Origin of the sequence: Lentzea xerophila (genome assembly GCF_051094245.1) — a bacterium.
In the GTDB taxonomy this organism is placed as follows: Bacteria; Actinomycetota; Actinomycetes; order Mycobacteriales; family Pseudonocardiaceae; genus Lentzea; species Lentzea xerophila.
Map to the genome: position 1 here is coordinate 8,897,679 of NZ_CP194934.1, position 21,183 is coordinate 8,918,861.

General features: G+C 68.5%; 17 protein-coding genes. 12 read left to right on the top strand and 5 right to left on the bottom strand.

The genetic code is table 11. From position 1 onward, the window contains the following. Positions 1 to 4 precede the first annotated feature (4 nt). Genes nuoF through ACRSBM_RS42970 form a run of 10 tightly spaced genes read left to right on the top strand, consistent with a single transcriptional unit; the run spans position 5 to position 12,832 of the window. Entirely contained in the window at positions 5 to 1,285 is a 1,281-nt protein-coding gene (gene nuoF / locus ACRSBM_RS42925; protein WP_434452665.1) for an NADH-quinone oxidoreductase subunit NuoF, read from the top strand. Next, entirely contained in the window at positions 1,282 to 3,732 is a 2,451-nt protein-coding gene (locus ACRSBM_RS42930) for an NADH-quinone oxidoreductase subunit G (protein WP_434452667.1), read from the top strand. The genes nuoF and ACRSBM_RS42930 overlap by 4 nt, the downstream gene beginning before the upstream one ends. Positions 3,733 to 3,752: 20 nt before the next feature. After that, a complete protein-coding gene (gene nuoH / locus ACRSBM_RS42935; RefSeq protein WP_434453484.1) occupies positions 3,753 to 5,048 on the top strand; it encodes an NADH-quinone oxidoreductase subunit NuoH in 1,296 nt (431 codons plus the stop codon). 2 nt (positions 5,049 to 5,050) lie between these two features. Then, entirely contained in the window at positions 5,051 to 5,584 is a 534-nt protein-coding gene (nuoI, locus tag ACRSBM_RS42940) for an NADH-quinone oxidoreductase subunit NuoI (RefSeq protein ID WP_434452669.1), read from the top strand. Continuing rightward, complete coding sequence (locus ACRSBM_RS42945; RefSeq protein WP_434452671.1) at positions 5,581 to 6,429, top strand: NADH-quinone oxidoreductase subunit J; 849 nt, start codon at positions 5,581 to 5,583, stop codon at positions 6,427 to 6,429. Before nuoI ends, ACRSBM_RS42945 begins: the two co-directional genes overlap by 4 nt. Further along, on the top strand, positions 6,426 to 6,725 hold the full coding sequence (nuoK, locus tag ACRSBM_RS42950) for an NADH-quinone oxidoreductase subunit NuoK (RefSeq protein WP_030473209.1): 300 nt from the start codon (positions 6,426 to 6,428) through the stop codon (positions 6,723 to 6,725). The genes ACRSBM_RS42945 and nuoK overlap by 4 nt, the downstream gene beginning before the upstream one ends. A 10-nt stretch (positions 6,726 to 6,735) precedes the next feature. Continuing rightward, entirely contained in the window at positions 6,736 to 8,673 is a 1,938-nt protein-coding gene (gene nuoL, locus ACRSBM_RS42955; RefSeq protein WP_434452674.1) for an NADH-quinone oxidoreductase subunit L, read from the top strand. Beyond that, positions 8,670 to 10,238, top strand: coding sequence for an NADH-quinone oxidoreductase subunit M (locus tag ACRSBM_RS42960; protein WP_434452676.1), 1,569 nt, complete (start codon positions 8,670 to 8,672; stop codon positions 10,236 to 10,238). The genes nuoL and ACRSBM_RS42960 overlap by 4 nt, the downstream gene beginning before the upstream one ends. A gap of 1 nt (position 10,239) precedes the next feature. Further along, positions 10,240 to 11,811: an NADH-quinone oxidoreductase subunit NuoN gene (nuoN, locus tag ACRSBM_RS42965; protein ID WP_434452677.1), complete on the top strand. Its 1,572-nt coding sequence runs from the start codon at positions 10,240 to 10,242 to the stop codon at positions 11,809 to 11,811. Between the two features lie 55 nt (positions 11,812 to 11,866). Further along, positions 11,867 to 12,832 carry a polyprenyl synthetase family protein gene (locus ACRSBM_RS42970; RefSeq protein ID WP_434453486.1) on the top strand — a complete coding sequence of 322 codons (966 nt, stop codon included), beginning with the start codon at positions 11,867 to 11,869 and terminating at the stop codon, positions 12,830 to 12,832. Here ACRSBM_RS42970 and rarD read toward each other — a convergent pair whose 3' ends face one another. After that, positions 12,833 to 13,756, bottom strand: coding sequence for an EamA family transporter RarD (gene rarD, locus ACRSBM_RS42975; protein WP_434452679.1), 924 nt, complete (start codon positions 13,754 to 13,756; stop codon positions 12,833 to 12,835). A 145-nt stretch (positions 13,757 to 13,901) separates the two neighbouring features. Here rarD and ACRSBM_RS42980 point away from each other — a divergent pair, with 145 nt between their 5' ends. After that, a complete protein-coding gene (locus ACRSBM_RS42980; RefSeq protein ID WP_434452681.1) occupies positions 13,902 to 15,851 on the top strand; it encodes a sunset domain-containing protein in 1,950 nt (649 codons plus the stop codon). 73 nt (positions 15,852 to 15,924) lie between these two features. Here ACRSBM_RS42980 and ACRSBM_RS42985 read toward each other — a convergent pair whose 3' ends face one another. The 4 genes from ACRSBM_RS42985 to ACRSBM_RS43000 form a co-directional block, all read right to left on the bottom strand. Beyond that, the gene (locus tag ACRSBM_RS42985) at positions 15,925 to 16,974 is read right to left on the bottom strand and encodes a 2-oxoacid:ferredoxin oxidoreductase subunit beta (RefSeq protein WP_434452683.1); all 1,050 of its coding nucleotides are present in this window, start codon (positions 16,972 to 16,974) and stop codon (positions 15,925 to 15,927) included. Next, entirely contained in the window at positions 16,971 to 18,809 is a 1,839-nt protein-coding gene (locus ACRSBM_RS42990) for a 2-oxoacid:acceptor oxidoreductase subunit alpha (RefSeq protein ID WP_434452685.1), read from the bottom strand. Before ACRSBM_RS42990 ends, ACRSBM_RS42985 begins: the two co-directional genes overlap by 4 nt. 211 nt (positions 18,810 to 19,020) lie before the next feature. Further along, positions 19,021 to 19,761 (bottom strand): enoyl-CoA hydratase, encoded by a 741-nt coding sequence (locus tag ACRSBM_RS42995; RefSeq protein ID WP_434452687.1) that lies wholly within the window; start codon positions 19,759 to 19,761, stop codon positions 19,021 to 19,023. A gap of 10 nt (positions 19,762 to 19,771) precedes the next feature. Further along, entirely contained in the window at positions 19,772 to 20,212 is a 441-nt protein-coding gene (locus tag ACRSBM_RS43000; RefSeq protein ID WP_434452689.1) for an Lrp/AsnC family transcriptional regulator, read from the bottom strand. Between the two features lie 147 nt (positions 20,213 to 20,359). Between ACRSBM_RS43000 and ddaH the strand changes: the two genes are divergently transcribed. Next, positions 20,360 to 21,172, top strand: a complete 813-nt coding sequence (ddaH, locus tag ACRSBM_RS43005; RefSeq protein ID WP_434453488.1) for a dimethylargininase — start codon at positions 20,360 to 20,362, stop codon at positions 21,170 to 21,172. Positions 21,173 to 21,183 lie beyond the last annotated feature (11 nt).

The window sequence follows — 21,183 nt, forward strand, 5'->3', positions numbered from 1 at the left end:
CAAAATGGTTGACCCGCTGACTCCCGTTCTCACCAAGCGCTGGACTGAGCCCAAGTCCTGGACCATCGAGACCTACGAGCGCACCGGTGGCTACACCGCCCTGCCCAAGGCGCTGAAGGCCCACCCGGACCAGCTCATCCAGCAGTGCAAGGACTCCGGACTGCGCGGCCGTGGCGGCGCGGGTTTCCCCACCGGCATGAAGTGGGGTTTCATCCCGCAGGGCGACGGCAAGCCGCACTACCTCGTCATCAACGCCGACGAGGGCGAACCGGGCACCTGCAAGGACATCCCGCTGATGATGGCGGACCCGCACTCGCTGATCGAGGGCGTGATCATCACGTCGTTCGCGATCCGCGCGAACTTCGCGGCGATCTACGTCCGCGGCGAGGTCCTGCACTGCATCCGCCGCCTCAACGCGGCGGTGCGCGAGGCGTACGCCAAGGGCTACCTGGGCAAGGACATCCTCGGCAGCGGGTTCGACCTCGACGTGGTGATCCACGCCGGCGCCGGCGCGTACATCTGCGGTGAGGAGACCGCGCTGCTCGACTCGCTGGAGGGCCGCCGTGGCCAGCCGCGACTCAAGCCGCCGTTCCCCGCGACCTCGGGCCTCTACGCGTCGCCCACTGTCGTGAACAACGTCGAGACCATCGCGTCGGTTCCCTTCATCGTCAACGGTGGCGCGGACTGGTTCCGCGAGATGGGCCGCGACCGGTCGCCCGGCCCGAAGATCTACTCGCTGTCCGGCCACGTCACGAACCCCGGCCAGTACGAGGCGCCGATGGGCACCACGCTCCGGCAGCTGCTGGACATGGCCGGTGGCATGAAGGACGGCATCCCGCTGAAGTTCTGGACGCCGGGTGGCTCGTCCACCCCGCTGTTCACCGCGGAGCACCTCGACGTGCCGCTGGACTTCGAGGGCGCCGCCGAGGCCGGTTCGATGCTGGGCACCACCGCCCTGCAGATCTTCAACGAGACCGTGTCCGTGCCGTGGGCCGTCATGAAGTGGACGGAGTTCTACAAGCACGAGTCGTGCGGCAAGTGCACGCCGTGCCGCGAGGGCACCTACTGGCTCGTGCAGATCCTGCAGCGGATGGTGCGCGGCGAGGGCAACGCGAGCGACATCGACACGTTGCTCGACGTCTGCGACAACATCCTCGGCCGCTCGTTCTGCGCGCTCGGTGACGGTGCCGTCAGCCCGATCACCAGTGGCATCAAGTACTTCAAGGACGAGTTCCTGGCTCTCTGCGACCAGAACTCCAAGGTCCTGGCTGGAGCGAACGCATGACCATCGCGCCTGACAAGCCCACCACCGACGAGGTCGTTGTCCCGGAAGGCCACGTCAAGCTCATCATCGATGGCGAAACCGTCATCGCGCCCAAGGGTGAGCTGCTGATCCGCACGGCCGAGCGCCTCGGCACGGTCATCCCGCGCTTCTGCGACCACCCGCTGCTGGAGCCCGCGGGCGCCTGCCGCCAGTGCCTCGTCGAGGTCGAGATGGGCGGCCGGCCGATGCCGAAGCCGCAGGCCTCCTGCACGATGACGGTCGCGGACGGCATGGTCGTGAAGACCCAGCTGACGTCGCCGGTCGCGGACAAGGCCCAGCAGGGTGTGATGGAGCTGCTGCTCATCAACCACCCGCTGGACTGCCCGATCTGCGACAAGGGCGGTGAGTGCCCGCTGCAGAACCAGGCGATCGCCCACGGCCGCAGCGACTCCCGCTTCCACGAGCACAAGCGGACGTTCCCGAAGCCGATCAACATCTCCACGCAGGTGTTGCTCGACCGCGAGCGTTGCGTGCTCTGCCAGCGCTGCACCCGGTTCTCCGCGCAGATCGCCGGCGACCCGTTCATCGAACTGCTCGAGCGCGGCTCGCAGCAGCAGATCGGTGTGGCGCAGGACAAGCCGTTCCAGTCGTACTTCTCCGGCAACACCATCCAGATCTGCCCGGTCGGTGCTCTCACCAGCGCGGCCTACCGGTTCCGCGCCCGGCCGTTCGACCTCGTGTCGACGCCGAGCATCTGCGAGCACTGCTCCTCCGGTTGTGCCGAGCGCACCGACTGGCGGCGCGGCAAGGTGCAGCGCAAGCTCGCCGGCGACGACCCGCAGGTCAACGAGGAGTGGATCTGCGACAAGGGCCGGTTCGCCTTCCGCTACGCCACGACCGCCGACCGCATCAAGCGGCCGCTGGTGCGTGACAAGGAGACCGGTGAGCTGCGCGAGTCGTCCTGGACCGAGGCGCTGCAGGTCGCGGCGGCCGGTCTGACGGCCGCGCGGGACGCGAACGGCGTCGGTGTCCTCACCGGTGGCCGGCTGACCGTCGAGGACGCCTACGCGTACTCGAAGTTCGCCCGGATCGCGTTGCGCACCAACGACATCGACTTCCGCGCCCGGCCGCACAGCGCCGAGGAGCTGGAGTTCCTGTCCGGCACCACGGTGTTCACGAACCCGGACAACGGCGTCACCTTCCAGGGCATCGAGTCCGCACCGGCCGCGTTGCTGGTCGCGTTCGAGCCGGAAGAAGAGGCGCCGATCGTCTTCCTGCGCCTGCGCAAGGCCGCTCGCAAGGGCACCACGAAGGTCTTCCACCTCGGCCAGTTCACGACCCCGGCCGTGGAGAAGACCCTCGGCACGCTGCTCGCCTGCGTGCCGGGTGCCGAGGCGAACGCCCTGAACGCGTTGCCGGAGCACGCTTCCGACGTCGTCGAGCTGCTGAGCAAGCCCGGTGCGGTGATCCTCGTCGGCGAACGCGCCGCCGTGATCCCCGGCGCGTTCACCGCGGTCGCCCGGCTGGCCGAGCGCACCGGCGCCAAGGTGGCGTGGATCCCGCGCCGCGCCGGTGAACGCGGTGCGCTCGCGGTCGGTGCCACGCCGAACCTGCTGCCCGGCGGCCGCCACGTCGCGAACGCCGCCGCGCGCACCGAGGTCGAGCGCACCTGGGGCGTCGAGGAGGGCTCGCTCCCCGCGACGCCCGGCCGCGACACCACGGGCATCCTCGACGCCGCCGCGAACGGTGAGCTGTCCGGCCTGGTGGTCGGCGGCGTCGACCCGTTCGACCTGCCCGACCCGCTGCTCGCGGAGAAGGCGTTGGCGGGAGCCGGTTTCATCGTGAGCCTGGAGCTGCGGCCCAGCGCGGTCACCGCGCACGCCGACGTCGTGCTCCCGATCGCCCCGGCGGTCGAGAAGGCCGGCAGCTACCTCAACTGGGAGGGCCGCCGCCGCGAGTTCGGCACGACGCTCGAGGCCACCGGCGCGCTGCCGGACTGCCGCGTGCTCGACACCCTCGCGGTGGAGATGGACGCGGACCTGTTCACGCAGACGCCCGCCGCCGCGGCCGCCGACCTGGCTCGCCTCGGCGAAGGCGCCCCGAGCGGTTCCTCGCTCAACGTCGCCGCGCCGCTGCAGACCCCGGCCGGTCCCGGCAAGGCCGTGCTCGCCACCTGGCACCGCCTGATCGGCAACGGCTCGCTGCAGGTCGACGAGCCGCACCTGGCCGGCACGGCCCGCTCGGTCGTCGCGAAGGTCGCCGAGGCCACCGCGCGGCAGTTCGGCCTGGAGACCGGCGGTCACGTGACGGTCTCCACCGACCGCGGCGCGATCACGCTCCCGGTCGAGACCGACGACCTGCCCGAGGGCGTCATCTGGCTGCCCACCAACTCGGGTGACGTGACCGTCCGGGCCACGCTCGGCGCGGGCCACGGCTCGATCGTCTCCGTCAGCGGAGGAAAGTCATGACGCAGAACTTCGCAGCGGAGATCGGTGACACCGCCGAACTCCTGGCGGACGACCCCATCTGGTTGATCCTGATCAAGGTCGTCGGGATCTTCGCCTTCCTCGTGGTCATGACCCTGTTCATGATCAACTGGGAGCGCAAGGTCGTCGCGCGCATGCAGCACCGCCCCGGCCCCAACCGGGTCGGCCCGAACGGCTGGCTGCAGTCACTCGCGGACGGTCTGAAGCTCGCGTTCAAGGAGGACATCCGCCCGGTCCTCGCGGACAAGTGGGTGTTCTTCCTCGCCCCGGTGATCTCCTGCATCCCCGCGTTCCTCGCGTTCTCGGTGATCCCGCTGGCCGGCGAAGTGAGCATGTTCGGCGAGCAGACCGCGCTGCAGCTGGTCGACCTGCCGGTCGGCGTGCTGGTGGTGCTCGCCTGCTCCTCGATCGGTGTCTACGGCATCGTGCTGTCCGGTTGGGCGTCCGGCTCGCCCTACCCGTTGCTCAGCGCGCTGCGCGCGAGCGCGCAGGTGATCTCCTACGAGCTCGCGCTGGGTCTTTCGGTCATCGCGGTGGTCATGTTCACCGGCTCGCTGTCGACCGGTGACATCGTGGGCGCGCAGGCGACGACCGTGCTCGGCTTCCTGCCCGGCTGGTTCGGCATTCTGCTGTTCCCGAGCTTCGTCATCTTCGTGGTGTCGATGGTCGGTGAGACCAACCGCGCGCCGTTCGACCTGCCCGAGGCGGAGTCGGAACTGGTCGGTGGTTTCCACACCGAGTACAGCTCGCTGAAGTTCGCGCTGTTCTTCCTCGCCGAGTACATCAACATGGTCACCCTCTCGGCGCTCACGGCCACCTTGTTCCTCGGCGGCTACCACGCGCCGTGGAGCGGCGAGTTCATGAACACCGGCTGGTGGGGCCTGTTCTGGTTCATCGGCAAGACGCTGGCGTTCCTGTTCCTCTTCATCTGGCTGCGCGGCTCGCTACCCCGCCTGCGCTACGACCAGTTCATGAAGCTGGGCTGGAAGGTGCTGATCCCGACCAGCCTCGTCTGGATCATGGCCGTCGCGGTCATCCGCACCGGTGCGATCCAGCAGCTCTCCACGGCACAGCGGCTCATCGCGCTCGGCGTGGTCGTCGGCCTGGTGCTGCTGGTCTCGTTCCTGCTGCCGGACAAGAAGGTCGCCGACACCAAGGGTGTTCCGCTCGCGGGCTCCGGCTTCCCGGTGCCGCCGCTCGACCTCGCCGTTCCCAAGTCAGCGCCCAAGCGCAAGGTCAAGGTCGCCACCCTCCCCAAGGAGACGGCAGCCGTCACCACCGGTAAGGAGGCTGAGTAGGGATGTTCGAGTCCGTGAAAGGCTTCGGAGTCACCTTCGGCACCATGTTCAAGAAGGTGGTGACGGAGGAGTACCCCGAGGTCAAGAAGGTGACCGCGCCGCGGTTCCACGGCCGTCACCAGCTGAACAGGCACCCGGACGGGCTGGAGAAGTGCGTCGGCTGCGAGCTGTGCGCGTGGGCCTGCCCGGCGGACGCGATCTTCGTCGAGGGTGGCGACAACACCGAGGACGAGCGCTACTCGCCCGGTGAGCGCTACGGCATGGACTACCAGATCAACTACCTGCGCTGCATCGGCTGCGGCCTGTGCATCGAGGCGTGCCCGACCCGTTCGCTCACGATGACGAACGAGTACGAGCTCGCCGACGACAACCGCCAGGACCTGATCTTCACGAAGGAGGACCTGCTCGCCCCGTTGCTGCCCGGCATGGAGCAGCCGCCGCACCCGATGCGGCTCGGCGAGAACGAGCAGGACTACTACGTGAACGGCCCGCAGCTCGCCAAGGTGGCCCAAGAGGGAGAAGGGAAGCAGCAGTGAGCCTCCTGACCTTCCTCGCGCAGCAGCCGGAACCGGTGCAGCGCGCGGTCGACACCGTGACCACCGGCGAGGCGATCGCGTTCTGGGTGCTCGGCCCGCTGGCCCTGGCCGGCGCGCTCGGCATGCTCTTCGCGCGCAACGCGGTGCACTCCGCGCTGTGGCTCGTCGTGACGATGCTCAGCCTCGGTGTGCTGTACATGGTCCAGCAGGCGCCGTTCCTCGGCTTCGTGCAGATCATCGTCTACACCGGCGCGATCATGATGCTGTTCCTGTTCGTGCTGATGATGGTCGGCCGGGACAGTTCGGACTCCGTCGTCGAAGTCATCCGGGGCCAGCGACTCGCGGCCGCGTTGCTCGGCATCGGGTTCGCCGTGCTGGTCGTCGGCTCCGTCGCCCGCGCGCTCACCTCGGTGCAGCCCGCCGGTCTGGCCGAGGCGAACACGACCAACGGCGGCAACGTCGTCAACATCGGCACGAAGCTCTTCACGGAGTACCTGTTCGCGTTCGAGCTCACGTCGGCGCTGCTGATCACCGCCGCGCTCGGCGCGATGATCCTGGCCTTCGTCGGCCGCGAAGGGAAGTCCGTCAGGAAGACGCAGAAGGAACTCGTCGAGGAGCGCTTCCAGAGCGGCAAGCGGGTCGGGTCCATCCCCGGCCCCGGTGTCTTCGCCACCGCGAACTCGGTGGCGACCCCCGCCCTGCTGCCCGACGGCAGCGTGTCGGAGGAGTCGCTGTTCGACGTCATCGAGACGACCGACAAGTCCACCCTGTCGGACGACGTCGCCGAGGTCGCGGGCACCGGGCACCAGCCGGACTCGCACGCGCTCAAGGGAAGTGAGTCGTGACTCCCACGTACTACCTGCTGCTGTCGGCACTGCTGTTCAGCATCGGCGCCGTCGGCGTTCTGGTGCGCCGCAACGCCATCGTGGTCTTCATGTGCGTCGAGCTCATGCTCAACGCGGTCAACCTGAGCCTCGTGACGTTCGCGCGGATCAACGGCTCGCTCGACGGTCAGGTGATGGCGTTCTTCGTGATGGTCGTCGCCGCGGCGGAGGTCGTCGTCGGCCTCGCGATCATCATGTCCATCTTCCGGACGCGTCGCTCGGCCTCGGTCGACGACTCGAACCTGCTGAAGTACTGAGGGGTCACCGGTGACGGAACCTGTTGTCGCCAGCGGGGTCGCGAGCTTCGCCTGGTTGCTGTTGGCGCTGCCCGCGTTCGGTGCGGCGGTGCTGTTGGTCAGTGGTAGGCGCGCCGACAAGTGGGGCCACCTGCTCGGCAGTGCCACGCTGCTGGCGTCGTTCGGCTACGCGCTCGCGCTGTTCTTCTCGACCCTCGGTGTCTCGAACCCCGAGGAGCGCACCCAGAACCTGAAACTGTGGGACTGGATCGACGTCAACGCGCTGACCGTCGAGTTCGGACTGCGGATCGACCCGCTGTCGCTGACGTTCGTGCTGCTGATCACCGGTGTGGGCTCGCTGATCCACATCTACTCGATCGGCTACATGGCGCACGAGGAAGGCAGGCGGAAGTTCTTCGCCTACCTGAACCTCTTCGTGTCCGCGATGCTCCTGCTGGTGCTGGGCAACGGTTTCGTGACCCTGTACTTCGGCTGGGAGGGCGTCGGTCTCGCCTCGTACCTGCTGATCGGCTGGTACCAGTACAAGCCCGAAGCGGCGTCGGCGGCCAAGAAGGCCTTCCTGATGAACCGCGTCGGCGACCTGGGCCTCGCCATCGCGATCTTCCTGATGTTCAACAAGCTCGGGACGACGCAGTACACCGAGGTCTTCGCGCGCGTCAGCGAGTTCTCCTCGGCCGAGGTCCTCGCGATCACGCTGCTGCTGCTCCTGGGCGCCTGCGGCAAGTCCGGTCAGTTCCCGCTGCAGGCCTGGTTGCCCGACGCGATGGCCGGCCCGACCCCGGTGTCCGCCCTGATCCACGCGGCGACGATGGTCACCGCGGGCGTGTACCTGATCGCCCGCGCCAACCCGCTCTACAACCTGAGCGCGGACGGCCGCCTGGTCGTCATGATCATCGGTGGCCTCACGCTGCTGATCGGCTGCATCATCGGTTGCGCCTACGACGACTTCAAGAAGGTCCTGGCGTACTCGACGGTCTCGCAGATCGGGTACATGATCCTCGCGGTGGGTCTTGGCCCGATCGGGTACGCGCTCGGCATCATGCACCTGCTGACGCACGGCTTCTTCAAGGCCGGGCTCTTCCTCGGTGCCGGTTCGGTCATGCACGGCATGAACGACGAGGGCAACATCCGCCGGATGGGCGGGCTCTACAAGTTCCTGCCGATCACCTTCGTCACCTGGACGCTCGGCTACCTCGCGCTGATCGGCATCCCGCCGTTCGCGGGCTACTTCTCGAAGGACGCCATCATCGCGGCGGCGTTCGGCGCGGAGGGCTGGCGCGGGTACGTCTTCGGCGGTGTGGCGCTGCTCGGTGCCGCGCTGACCGCGTTCTACATGACGCGCCTGCTGATCCTGGTCTTCCTGGGCAAGCCCCGCTGGAAGGAACTGAAGGCGGAGAACGGCAAGGACTACCACCCGCACGAGTCCCCGCTGTCGATGACCATCCCGATGATCATCCTGGCGGTCGGTTCGGTGGCGGGCGGCTGGTTCCTCTCCTCCGGCGGACGTCTGGCCGGCTGGCTGGAGCCCTCGCTGGGTGAGCTGCAGGAGTCGCACGGCGTGCTGTCGCACAGCATGGTCGGGATCCTGACCGTCGCGCTCTCGCTCGCCGGTGCCGGTCTCGCGTTCCTGCTCTTCGGCCGTCGCAAGCAGCCGGTCGAGCGGCCGGAGCGCGTGTCGTTCCCGGTGCGCGCGGCCCGTGCGGACCTCTACGGCAACGCACTGAACGAGGCGCTGTTCGCGCGGCCGGGCACCTGGCTCACCCGCGCGCTGGTGTTCCTCGACCTCAAGGGCGTCGACGGTGTGGTCAACGGCACCGCGGCGCTGCTCGGCGGTAGCTCGGGCCGGTTGCGCAGGCTGCAGACCGGGTTCGTCCGCTCCTACGCACTGTCCATGCTGCTGGGCTCGATCTTCGTGCTCGGGGCGCTCCTGGTGGTGAGGTTCTCGTGACCTGGGTTCTGATCGCACTGCTGGTGGTGCCGCTGGTCGGCGCGCTGGTGGTGGCGTTCCTGCGCAACGACGACCTGAAGGCGAAGTACGTCGCACTCGGGTTCTCGATCGTCGAGCTGGTGCTCGCCGCCCTGCTGTGGTTCGCCTACGACCCGGACGGCGACCGCATCCAGCTCGCCACCGGCGTGGACTGGATCCCGGCGTTCGGCGTGCGGCTGTCGTTCGGCATCGACGGCATCGCGCTGGTGATGATCGCGGTCATCGCGCTGCTGATCCCGCTGGTGATCGGTGCCGGCTGGACGGAGAAGCTGCCCGCCGGCCGTTCGCAGGGCGGGTACCTCTCGCTGATCCTGGTGCAGCAGGCACTGACGGTCGCGGTGTTCGCCGCCACCGACGTCTTCCTGTTCTACGTGCTGTTCGAGGTCATGCTGATCCCGATGTACTTCCTGATCGGCGGCTACGGCGGCGCGCGCAGGCAGTACGCGGCGGTCAAGTTCTTCCTCTACTCGTTCCTCGGCGGCCTGATCATGCTGGCCTCCGCGATCGGCGCCTACGCGATGGCGTCGGACGAGCTGGGCAAGGGCACGTTCGACTGGGCGACCCTGGTGACGGTGGTCCGCGACGCCGACTCGACGACGCAGACCTGGCTGTTCCTCGGCTTCTTCCTGGCGTTCGCGATCAAGGCGCCGCTCGTGCCGTTCCACACCTGGCTGCCCGACGCGGCCGCCGAGGCGCCCATCGGCGTCACGGTGATCGTCGTCGGCATCCTGGACAAGGTCGGCACGTTCGGCATGCTGCGCTACCTGCTGCCGATGTTCCCGGAGGCGTCGAAGAACCTGGCGCCGTTCGTGCTGGTGCTCGCGGTGGCCGGCGTCCTCTATGGATCGCTGCTCGCCTCGGGCCAGCGGGACATGAAGCGGTTCCTCGCCTACGTCTCGATCGCCCACTTCGGCTTCATCGCGCTCGGCATCTTCTCGTTCACGTCGCAGGCCGGCGTGGGCTCGGTGTCGTACATGCTCAACCACTCGATCTCGACCGGCATGCTGATCCTGGTGGTCGGCATGATCATCGCTCGCGGTGGTTCCTCGCTGATCTCCGACTACGGCGGCATGTCGAAGGTGGCGCCGCTGCTCGCGGGCATGCTGCTGCTGGCAGGTCTCACCACGCTGTCGCTGCCGGGCACGAACTCGTTCGTCTCGGAGTTCCTCGTGCTGATCGGCTCGTTCCCGACGCAGCCGGTGTTCACGATCATCGCGACCGTCGGCATGGTGCTCGCGGCGCTGTACGTGCTGTGGCTCTACCAGCGGATCATGACCGGCCCGTTGCGCGGCGACGCGCTCATCGGTGCCGCGGCTGGTCCGGGCGCCGTCGGCGACCCGGAGCGCAAGACGACCATCGGCGACCTCACCAAGCGTGAGATCGCCGTGCTGGCACCGCTCGTTGTCATCGTGCTGGCACTCGGGTTCTACCCGCAGCCGGTGCTCGACGTCATCACCCCGACTGTCGGGGCGACGCTGACCGAGGTCGGCGTGACCGACCCGGTCACCGTGCAGGAAGGCAAGTGACGTGAACCTTCTCGTCGCTCAGGCGCAGACGATCGAGGCGCCGGAGATCGATTACGGCGCCATCGCGCCGCTGCTGATCGTGCTCGGCGCGGCATGCGTCAGCGTGCTGCTGGAAGCCCTGCTGCCCAAGTACCAGCGGTGGGCCGTTCAGCTCGTGCTGACGCTCGTGACGCTGGTCGGTGCCACCGGCGCCCTGATCGTCTACGCGAACTCGGAGCGCCCCGAACAGGGCGTGGCGACGCTGGCGGGCGCGATCGCGGTCGACTCGCCGTCGCTGTTCCTGTGGGCCACGTTGCTGGTGCTCGGGTTCGGCTCGGTGTTGCTGATCGCCGACCGCTCGGTGGAGCCGGGTGGCGCGTTCGTGGCGCAGGCCGCGATCCGTCCCGGCACCATCCAGGACCGCGCGCAGGCGACGAAGACCGGCATGCAGACCGAGGTCTTCCCGCTCACGCTGTTCGCGCTCGGCGGCATGATGACGTTCGTCGCCTCGAACGACCTGCTGACGATGTTCATCGCGCTGGAAGTCCTGTCGCTGCCGCTGTACCTGCTGTGCGGCCTGGCTCGCCGCCGTCGCCTGCTCTCGCAGGAAGCGGCCGTGAAGTACTTCCTGCTCGGCGCGTTCGCCTCCGCGTTCTTCCTCTACGGCGTGGCTCTGCTGTACGGCTACGCGGGTTCGGTGAAGCTCTCGGCCATCGCGACCGCGGCGGCCGGTACGGACCGCTCGGACACGCTGCTGTTCGCGGGCTTCGGCCTGCTGGTGGTGGGCCTGCTGTTCAAGGCCGCCGTCGGCCCGTTCCACTCCTGGACCCCGGACGTCTACCAGGGCGCGCCGACACCGATCACGGCGTTCATGGCCGCGTGCACCAAGGTCGCCGCGTTCGGCGGCATCCTGCGCGTGCTCACGGTGGCGTTCGAGAACACGCAGTGGGAGTGGCGTGGCGTGCTCTACGGCGTCGCGGTCGTGTCGATGGTGATCGGCGCGGTCCTGGGCCTCACCCAGACCGACGTGAAGCGCATGATCGCGTACTCGTCGGTGGCGCACGCGGGCTTCCTGCTGATCGGCTCGATCGCGTTGGTGCCGGACGGCACAGGCGTGAGCGCGACCATGTTCTACCTGCTGGCGTACGGCTTCACCACGATCGCCGCGTTCGGCATCGTGTCGCTGGTCCGCAACTCGGACGGCGAGGCGACGCACCTGTCGCAGTGGGCGGGCCTCGCGAAGCGGTCGCCGATCGTGGCGGCCACCTTCACGTTCCTGCTGCTGGCACTGGCGGGCATTCCGCTGACGTCCGGCTTCATCGGCAAGTTCGTCGTGTTCAGCGCGGCGATCGACGCCGGCCTGATGCCGCTCGTGGTGATCGCACTGGTGGCCTCGGCCGTCGCGGCGTTCTTCTACCTGCGGGTGATCGTGCTGATGTACTTCAGCGACCCGGCACCGGACGGCCCGACCGTCACCGTGCCCGGCGCGTTCACCACGATCGCGATCACGTTGGGTGCCGTCGTGACCTTGGTGCTCGGTTTGTGGCCCACCTTCGTGCTCGATTGGGCGGGTACCGGCACCTTCCTCAGCTAGGTGTACGTAGTCTGCTGGTGTGACCAGTAGCGAGCATGAGGGACCGGGGTTCGCGTTGGTGGACCCCGTGCTCACCGAGGTAGTCCAGGAAGGCCTGGCCGAGGTGGAGCGCATCCTGCACGACGTCGTGCAGAGCGAGTTCCACCCGGTCACGGAAACCTCGCTCCACCTTGTGGAGGCGGGCGGAAAGCGGATCCGCCCGCTCTTCACACTGCTCGCATCGCAGTTCGGCGCCGACTGGGACCGGGAGAAGGTCATCAAGGCGGCCGCTGTGGTCGAGCTCACCCACCTCGCGACGCTCTACCACGACGACGTCATGGACGAGGCGACCATGCGCCGCGGCGCGGTCTCGGCGAACGTCAAGTGGGACAACAGCATCGCGATCCTGACGGGCGACTTCCTGTTCGCCCACGCGTCCCGGCTGACAGCCGACCTGGGGACGGACGCGGCGCGGATCATCGCGGAGACGTTCTCGGTCCTGGTGACCGGCCAGATGCGCGAGACCGTCGGCCCGCAGCCCGGCGAGGACCCGATCTCCCACTACCTCAGGGTGATCGAGGAGAAGACCGGCGTCCTGATCGCGACCGCGGCCAGGTTCGGCGGCATGTTCTCCGACGCGACCGACGAGCAGACGGACGCGCTGCGCCGGTACGCCGAGGTGATCGGGGCGGCGTTCCAGATCTCCGACGACGTCATCGACATCGCGTCGCCGTCGGTGGAGTCCGGCAAGACGCCGGGCACCGACCTGCGCGAGGGCGTGAAGACGCTGCCGATGCTCTACGCGCTCGCCGACCAGTCCGAGACCAGGCTGGCCGAGCTCCTGTCGGGGCCGATCACCGACGACGAGCTGGTGGACGAGGCTTTGACGCTGCTGCGCGAGTCCTCGGGCATGGACAAGGCGCGCGAGACCCTCGACGACTACGCGGACCGGGCCCGCACGGAGCTGGGCAAGCTGCCGCCGTGCGCCGCACGGGACGCGTTGGAGGAGCTCGCCACGTACGTCGTGGAGCGGACCCGGTAGTCAGCTGACCGGCGCGAGCGCCTGCTTGCGCCGGTTCCGCACCGCGTCGACCGTGAAGACCGCCAGGGCGAGCCACACCAGGCCGAACCCGGTCCACCGGCTGGCCGGCATCGGCTCGTGCACGACGAACACGCCCCACGCGAACTGCAGGATCGGCGCGAGGTACTGCAGCATGCCCATCGTGATCAGCGGGATCCGCTGCGCGCCCGCGCCGAAGAGCACCAGCGGGACCGCCGTGACGACGCCGGTGCTCAGAAGCAGCAGCACGTGACCGGTGCCCTCGGTGGTGAAGGTGTTCGCGCTGCCCAGCACGAGCAGGTAGACCAGAGCGATCGGGGCGATCACGGCGCTCTCCGCGGTGAGGCTGGAGATGGCGTCGAGCGGGACCTTCTTCTTCAACAACCCGTAGACGCCGAACGAACACGCCAGAACCAGCGAGATCACCGGCAGTCTGCCGTAGTCGGCGGTGAGCACGATCACAGCGACTACGACCACGCCGATCGCGACGCTCTGAGCGAGACGCAATCGTTCCTTGAGGAAGATCACGCCTAGTGCCACGCTCACCAGTGGCGTGATGAAGTAGCCGAGCGCCGACTCGACGACGTGGTGGCTGTTGACCGCGTAGATGTAGGTGCCCCAGTTCACCGTGATCAACACGGCTGCTGCGGTAACGATCAGCCAGCCTCTTCCGGACAGTTCGAGGAAAGGACGCCAGCGCCTGAGCAGTGCGACGACGATGGCGAGCGTGACGAACGACCAGACGATCCGGTGTGCCAGCACCTCGACCGGCTGGGCGGGTACGAGGAGTGGCCAGTACGCCGGGAACAGTCCCCAAAGGACGTAGGCGAGTGCGCCGTAGGTGATCCCTCGCCCCTGGGTGTGAACTTCTGGCGAAGTGTTGGCCGGGGTCGTCAGAGTGGGCACAAAATCCCACTCTACGCTGGGCTTTCCACCCGTTATTTGCGCTGAACGGCGTAGTGACGGAGCATCATCAAAGGCACTGTAGTTTGGCCATGCTCACCCTTCCGAGTGAGTGGGGTCGGAGTGTGGTCGTAGAAGGGGCTTACCCGTGAACATCTTCGGGCAGGTCTGGCTGTGGAGCCTGCTGTCCTTCGTTGCGGGGGTGCTGCTCACCTGGTTGGTGATGGTGCGGCCCGCGCGTAAGCAGATCGCCGACCTCGATGATCAACTTCTCGACGCGCGCAGGTCGGCCTCGCCGATCGCGGCGCCCGTCCCCGTCGACGACTTCGAGATCGACGAGTGGGGCGACGCGCCACCGAGGTCGCTGAGCGACGAGGTGCTGGCGCCGCCCGCGCCGGCGCCGTACGTCGAGCCGCCCGCGCCGTACGTCGAGCCGCCCGCCTACTTCGGTGAGCCCGTGCCGGAGCCCGCACCGGCTCCGGTGCCCGCCCCGGCCCCGGTGGTGGAGGAGCCCGCTCCGGCCGAGGAGTACGAGGAGGAACCGGCCGCCCCGGTCCGCCAGTACCTGGAGCCGGACGAGGCGCAGCGCCGCTTCGAGGAGCAGCTGGCCGAGCAGCGGGCACTGGCCGACGCCGACGACGACCGCCCGCGGTCGCTGTTCGAGCGCCTCACGCCGGAGGAGACCCCGGCCGAGATGACGACGGTCCTGTCGCGCTCCGGTCTGGAGGCGGCGGACTTCGACGACGAGCCGGAGCTCCCGGCCGAGCAGACGTCGTACGTGCCGACCGTCGAGCCGGTCGCCGAGCCCGGTGCCCCGGCCTCGAGGCCGACCGCGCCGCCGGAGGTCGACGGCGGGCCTGACGACTTCATCTACCAGCCGCGTGAGGTCTGGGCGCAGGAGGAGCAGGAGGCGTTCCTCGACGAGGCCGCCGAGCAGGAGGACGAGCCCGCCGCCACCCGTTCCGAGCAGACGACGTACATCGCCGTCGAGGAGAGCGGCTGGCCGGACAACGACCTCACCGGTGAGTACCCCGGTCTGCGCGACGAGATCTCCGGGCAGCTGGACGGGTTCACCGAGCCGGAGGCCGAGGACGAGACCGAGCCGGAGACGCCCGCCGAGCAGACCGGGCTGATCGAGCCGATCGACCTGGACGCGCCGCACGTGCGCAACGGCGTCTTCGAGACGACGCTGGCCGAGGAGCAGTCGTTCAGCGAGCCCGAACCGGAGTCCGCGCACGCTCTGCGTGAGGAGCCGGAGCCGGTCTTCGAGGAGTTCGTCGAGCCCGAGGTCACCTACACCGAGCCCTCGTTCTCCCAGCCGTTCACGGCGCCCGGTGCCCCGGCCCCCGCGCCGTTCTCGGCGTTCGAGCCGCGCGTCGAGATCGACGAGGCCCCGGAACGCACCCCGCGTGCCGTCGGTGCCGCCTTCTCGCACGGTACGGAGGCTCCCGAGCCGGCTCCCGTCGCCGACCATCCGCGCTCGCTGTTCGAGCCGCTGCTGGACGCCGACGAACCGTTGCCGGCCCTCGGCCAGACCCGCACGCTGCCGGACACGGGCGACGACCAGCCGTTCGTGCCGACGTTCGTGCCGAGCGACGAGCCGCTGCTCGCCGCACCGCCGGAGCCGGAACCCGAGCCCGTCGCCGACCTGCCGCAGCGCCACACCGAGGCGGGCCTGCCGATCCGTGAGGCCCGGCGCACCACGACGCAGCGCCAGCAGACGTTCCCGGCGTTCCAGGCCTTCGAGTCGCCGAAACCGGAGGCCCCGCCCGCACCGGCACTGCCGGCACGTCCGCGTCCGGTCGGCTACTCGCCGTCCACCGGCGGCCGTCCGAACGGGGCGGGGGCGCCGCCCAGCCCGTCGTCGGCGCGGTTCCAGCAGCCGGAGGGCTTCAACCCGCGGTCGCCGTTCGGTCCCGGTTCGGTGCTGCCCAGGTCGGACGGCATGGCGCCGGCCACCGACTTCGCGGTGAAGGCGACCCTGACCGGTCGTCGTTACTACACCGAGGGCTCCGCGAACTTCGGGGAGACGCGGGCCGACGTGTGGTTCCGGACCGAGGCGGACGCGGAGAAGGCAGGGTTCCGACCGGCGCCGTGACGCCCGTGACCCCGTGACGCGAAGAAGCCCTCACCGAGCCGGTGGGGGCTTCTTCGTCTGTCCGGGGTCGGCCTCAGCCGACCACGGTCCAGGTGTCCTTGCCGTGCAACAGCTTGCTCAGGTCCGCGGCCTTCGCGGCCTTGGCCTCGTTGACCTGCGCGCGCACGCCGTCGTCGTACGTCGTGCGGTCCGCACGCCGGAACACGCCCGTGACGGTGTGCGTGAGGTCCTGCGTCGAAAGCCGCGAGAGCGCGAACGACAGGTTCAGGTCCGACGCGTCGTGGATGACGATGTCGCTCGCGTCCACGTCCGCGGACTTCGCGACCGCGAGCCCGAAGCCCTCGCGCACCACGCAGTACTCGCCCTCACGGCCGAACCGGATCGGCTCGCCGTCGACGACGTTGATGATCCGCCGCTGCGCCTCGTCCGCGTCCTTCAGCACGTCGAACGCGCCGTCGTTGAAGATCGGGCAGTTCTGGTAGATCTCCACGAGCGCCGACCCGCGGTGCTCGGCCGCCTGGCGCAGCACCGAGGTGAGACCGGCCTTGTCCGAGTCGAGCGCCCGGCCCACGAAGGAGGCCTCCGCGCCCAGTGCCAGCGACACCGGGTTGAACGGGTGGTCGAGCGACCCGAGCGGGGTCGACTTGGTGACCTTGCCTTCCTCGGAGGTCGGCGAGTACTGGCCCTTGGTCAGGCCGTAGATCCGGTTGTTGAACAACAGGATCTTGAGGTTCACGTTGCGCCGCAACGTGTGGATCAGGTGGTTGCCGCCGATGGACAGCGCGTCGCCGTCACCGGTCACCACCCACACGCTCAGGTCCGGCCGCGCCACGGCGAGACCCGTGGCGATGGCGGGCGCACGGCCGTGGATGGAGTGCATGCCGTACGTGTTCATGTAGTACGGGAAGCGGGACGAGCACCCGATGCCGGACACGAACACGATGTTCTCGCGCTTGAGACCCAGCGACGGCAGGAACGACTGCATGGTGTTGAGCACGATGTAGTCGCCACAGCCCGGGCACCAGCGGACTTCCTGGTCGGACTTGTAGTCCCTGGCCGTCTGCTTCTCGTCGGTGGTGGGAACCCCGGTCAACCCGGGAAGCCCGATATCGATCGCAGTCACGCCGACACCCCCTTGATCACGTCAGCGAGCACGTCCTGCAGCTCCTCCGCCTTGAAGGGAAGGCCCTGCACCTTGGTGTACGACACGGCGTCCACCAGATACTTCGCCCTCAACAGCAACGCCAGCTGGCCCAGGTTCATTTCCGGCACGATGACCTTCTCGTACGACTTCAGCACATCACCCAGGTTCTTGGGGAACGGGTTGAGGTGCCGCAGGTGCGCGTGCGCGACCGGAAGGCCGAGCTTGCGCACCCGGCGTGCCGCCGCGCCGATCGGGCCGTAGGACGAGCCCCAGCCGACGACCAGGACCTTCGCCTCGCCGCTCGGGTCGTCGACCTCGACGTCCGGGACCTCGATGCCGTCGATCTTGGCCTGGCGCAGGCGAACCATCTTGTCGTGGTTCTCCGGGTCGTACGAGATGTTTCCGGTGATGTCCTGCTTCTCCAGACCGCCGATGCGGTGCTGCAGACCAGGGGTGCCGGGCACGGCCCACGGGCGTGCCAGCGTCTCCGGGTCACGGGAGTACGGCTGGAAGTTCTCCGGGTCCGTCGCGAACTCGACCGTCAGGTCCGGCAGCGTCTCGACGTCCGGGATCATCCACGGCTCGGAGCCGTTCGCGATCGCGCCGTCGGACAGGAACAGCACCGGCGTGCGGTACTTCAGCGCGATCCTGGTCGCGTCGACCACGGCGTCGAAGCAGTCCGAGGGGGACTGCGGTGCCACGATCGGCACCGGCGACTCGCCGTTGCGGCCGAACATCGCCTGCAGCAGGTCGGCCTGCTCGGTCTTCGTCGGCAGACCGGTGGACGGGCCACCGCGCTGCACGTCGATCACGAGCAGCGGCAGTTCGGTCATCACGCCGAGACCGATCGTCTCGGACTTCAGCGCGATGCCGGGGCCGGACGTCGACGTCACGCCGATCGCGCCGCCGTAGGACGCGCCGAGGGCGATGCCGATGCCCGCGATCTCGTCCTCGGCCTGCACCGTGGTGATGTCGAAGTTCTTGTGCTTGCTCAGCTCGTGCAGGATGTCCGACGCCGGCGTGATCGGGTACGTGCCGAGCACGACCGGCAGCTTCGACAGCTGCGCGGCCGCGACGATGCCGTACGCCGTCGCCGTGTTGCCGGTGATCTGACGGTACGTGCCGACGTTGAGCTTCGCGGGCGCCACCTCGTAGGTGACGGCGAAGGCCTCGGTCGTCTCGCCGTAGTAGAAGCCGGCGCGGAACGCCAGGACGTTGGCCTCGGCGATGTCCGGCTTCTTCGCGAACTTCTCGCGCAGGAACCGTTCCGTGCCCTCGGTCGGCCGGTGGTACATCCACGACAGCAGGCCGAGCGCGAACATGTTCTTCGCGCGTTCGGCGTCCTTCTTGCCGAGGCCGGTCTCCTCGAGGGCACCGATGGTCAGCGTCGCCATGGCGACCTTGTGGACCTGGAACCGCTCGAGCGAGTCGTCCTCGAGCGGGTTCGAGTCGTAGCCGACCTTCGTCAGGTTCCGCTTCGAGAACTCGTCGGTGTTGACGATGAGGATGCCGCCGTCCGGCAGGTCGACGACGTTCGCCTTGAGCGCGGCCGGGTTCATCGCGACGAGGACGTCGGGACGGTCGCCGGGCGTCAGGATGTCGTAGTCGGCGAAGTGCAGCTGGAACGACGACACACCGGGCAGGGTGCCCTGTGGTGCGCGGATCTCGGCGGGGAAGTTGGGCTGCGTGGCGAGGTCGTTGCCGAACGCCGCCGCTTCCGACGTGAACCGGTCTCCGGTGAGCTGCATGCCGTCACCGGAGTCGCCGGCGAAGCGGATCACAACGCGATCCAGCTTGCGGGTCTCAGTGCTCATTCCTACGCCGATACCTCTCTCCAAGGGTGGCTGTGCCCCACCGCGAGGGTAGTCGCCAGGACCGCCCGCAGGACGGGCCCTGTATCACTAGGCGAGACAAACCGTCCCATCTGCCGCACCGGGTCGTTAACTCAACGGTAAGCACAGCGCTACCAGCGGATACCCGAATGCGGCAGACGTCACCCCCGATATCTGTTACTCAAGGTAACACCTACCGCCCGCTGATCCGAGCCTTCATCGCGGCAAGCCTCGCAGCGAACTCTGGAGTGTCGATCGAAGCGACCTGTGGCCGCAGCTCGGTCTCGACGGCTTCCGCGTGGTCGTGCATGACATCGGTCGCCCGCATCGTCGCCTTGATCGTCCGCACGAGTGCCGCCGGAGCCTCGGCAGAGGCCTTCGCCAGCTCTTTCGCCACTGACAGTGGGTCCTCGGCCCTCGCGTAGGCGAGGCCTTTGGCGACGGCCTCGTCGGCGTCGAGGATCTGTCCCAGCAAGGTCATGGCCGTGGCCGTCTGCGCGTTCGTGATCCGCTGGAGCATCCACGTCATGCCGCCACCGGGGTGGATGCCGAGCTGCAGGAACCGTGCGTCGAACCGCGCCTTCGGCCCGGCGATCCGGACGTCGGCCGCCAGCGCGAGGTTGAGCCCGGCACCGACCGCCGCGCCGTTGACCGCGGCGATCGTGGGGATCTTCGCGTTGGCCACGGCGAGAAAGCCCTGGTAGATCTTCTTGAGGCCCTCGTCCTTGGAGTTGCCGAGCTGCGTGAGGTCCGCGCCGGCGCAGAACGCGGGCGGCGCGCCCGTGATGATGAGCGCGTTGGCCTCTCGTTCCGCTTCCGCGACCTTGTCCGCCAGTTGCTGTGACAGGTCGATCGTCAGCGCGTTGCGCCGCTCCGGATCGTTGATCGTGATCACGGCGACGGAATCGTTGTGCTCCAGCAGAACCTCACCCATGACCCGAACCCTAGGGTGCCAGCGGCCGGTCCAGGAGCCGGGACAGCACGACCGTCGACACGGTCCGGTCGATGATCTCGACCGCCCGCAGCCGCTCCAGCGCCGTCTCCAGGTGATGGATGTCCGCGGCCCGCAGGTGCACGATCGCGTCCGCCGCCCCCGACACCGTGTAGGCCGCGCTGACCTCGGCCATCGGCTCCAGCCGGTGCTGGATGTCGTGCGGCGCCACGTTCCCCTTGCAGTGCACCTCGACGAAGGCCTCGGTACCCCACCCGAGCGCCTCCGGGTCCACCACCGCCGTGAACCCCCTGAGCACCCCGTTGTCCAGCAGTTTGTCCACCCGACGCTTCACCGCCGGAGCGCTCAGCCCCACCTCCTTGCCGATCTCCGCGTAGCTGGATCGAGCGTTGCTCATGAGACACGAAATGATTCGCTGGTCGATGCTGTCCACACGCAACATTCTGCCCTAGTTAACGCAATATGGCGGCGTTGTCCGATGGTCCAGCGGCCCTTTACATTTCGATCCATGACCGTATCCATCTCCGGGCCCGGCGAGCCGATCACGCTCGACATCGCCACGCCCGTCGCGCCGACGCGCATGCCGACGACCCGTCGGTACCTGATGTGCCCGCCGACGTACTTCACGGTTGAGTACGCCATCAACCCGTGGATGGATCCCACCCAGCCCACCAGCACCTCGCTGGCCGTGGAGCAGTGGACGGCGCTGAAGGAGACCTACGAGCGCCTGGGCCACGACGTGCAGGTGATCGACCCCGTCCCAGGCCTCCCGGACATGGTCTTCTCCGCGAACAGCGGCACCGTGATCGACGGCCGAGTCCTGGGCTCCCGCTTCCGCGCCGCCCAGCGCTCAGCCGAAGCCGACCACTTCCGCCGCTGGTTCCTCGGCTCGGGCTACAAGTCCGTCGTCATGCCCACCGCCGTGAACGAGGCCGAGGGCGACTTCACCTGGACCGGCTCGCTGTTGCTGGCCGGCACGGGCTTCCGCACCGACCCGCACGCGCACGGCGAGGCCCAGGAGGTGCTCGGCGTCCCGGTCGTCTCCCTGCAACTGGTCGACCCGCGCTTCTACCACCTCGACGTGGCCCTGTTCATGCTCGACGACCAGTCGCCATCACCCTTGGTCGCCTACTACCCGGAGGCGTTCTCTCCCGGCTCGCAGCAGGTCCTACGCCGCCTGTTCCCGGACGCGGTGATCGCCAACGACGACGACGCCGTCTGCCTTGGGTTGAACGCGGTGTCCGACGGCAAGCACGTCGTCATGCCCGTGGAGGCCGTTCATCTGGCCGAGCAGGTGGCGCGGCGTGGGTTCGAGCCCGTGTTCGTGGACATCTCGGAGCTGCGCAAGTCGGGTGGCGGCCCGAAGTGCTGCACGATGGAGCTGCGCGGCTAGACCTCGCCCAC

Excerpts from the sequence above, each read along its gene's own strand:
- ACRSBM_RS42995 (WP_434452687.1), bottom strand. The coding sequence starts at position 19,761 with ATGGGTGAGGTTCTGCTGGAGCACAACGATTCCGTCGCCGTGATCACG.
- nuoF (WP_434452665.1), top strand. The coding sequence starts at position 5 with ATGGTTGACCCGCTGACTCCCGTTCTCACCAAGCGCTGGACTGAGCCC.
- ACRSBM_RS42990 (WP_434452685.1), bottom strand. The coding sequence starts at position 18,809 with ATGAGCACTGAGACCCGCAAGCTGGATCGCGTTGTGATCCGCTTCGCC.
- ddaH (WP_434453488.1), top strand. The coding sequence starts at position 20,360 with ATGCCGACGACCCGTCGGTACCTGATGTGCCCGCCGACGTACTTCACG.
- nuoI (WP_434452669.1), top strand. The coding sequence starts at position 5,051 with ATGTTCGAGTCCGTGAAAGGCTTCGGAGTCACCTTCGGCACCATGTTC.
- ACRSBM_RS42930 (WP_434452667.1), top strand. The coding sequence starts at position 1,282 with ATGACCATCGCGCCTGACAAGCCCACCACCGACGAGGTCGTTGTCCCG.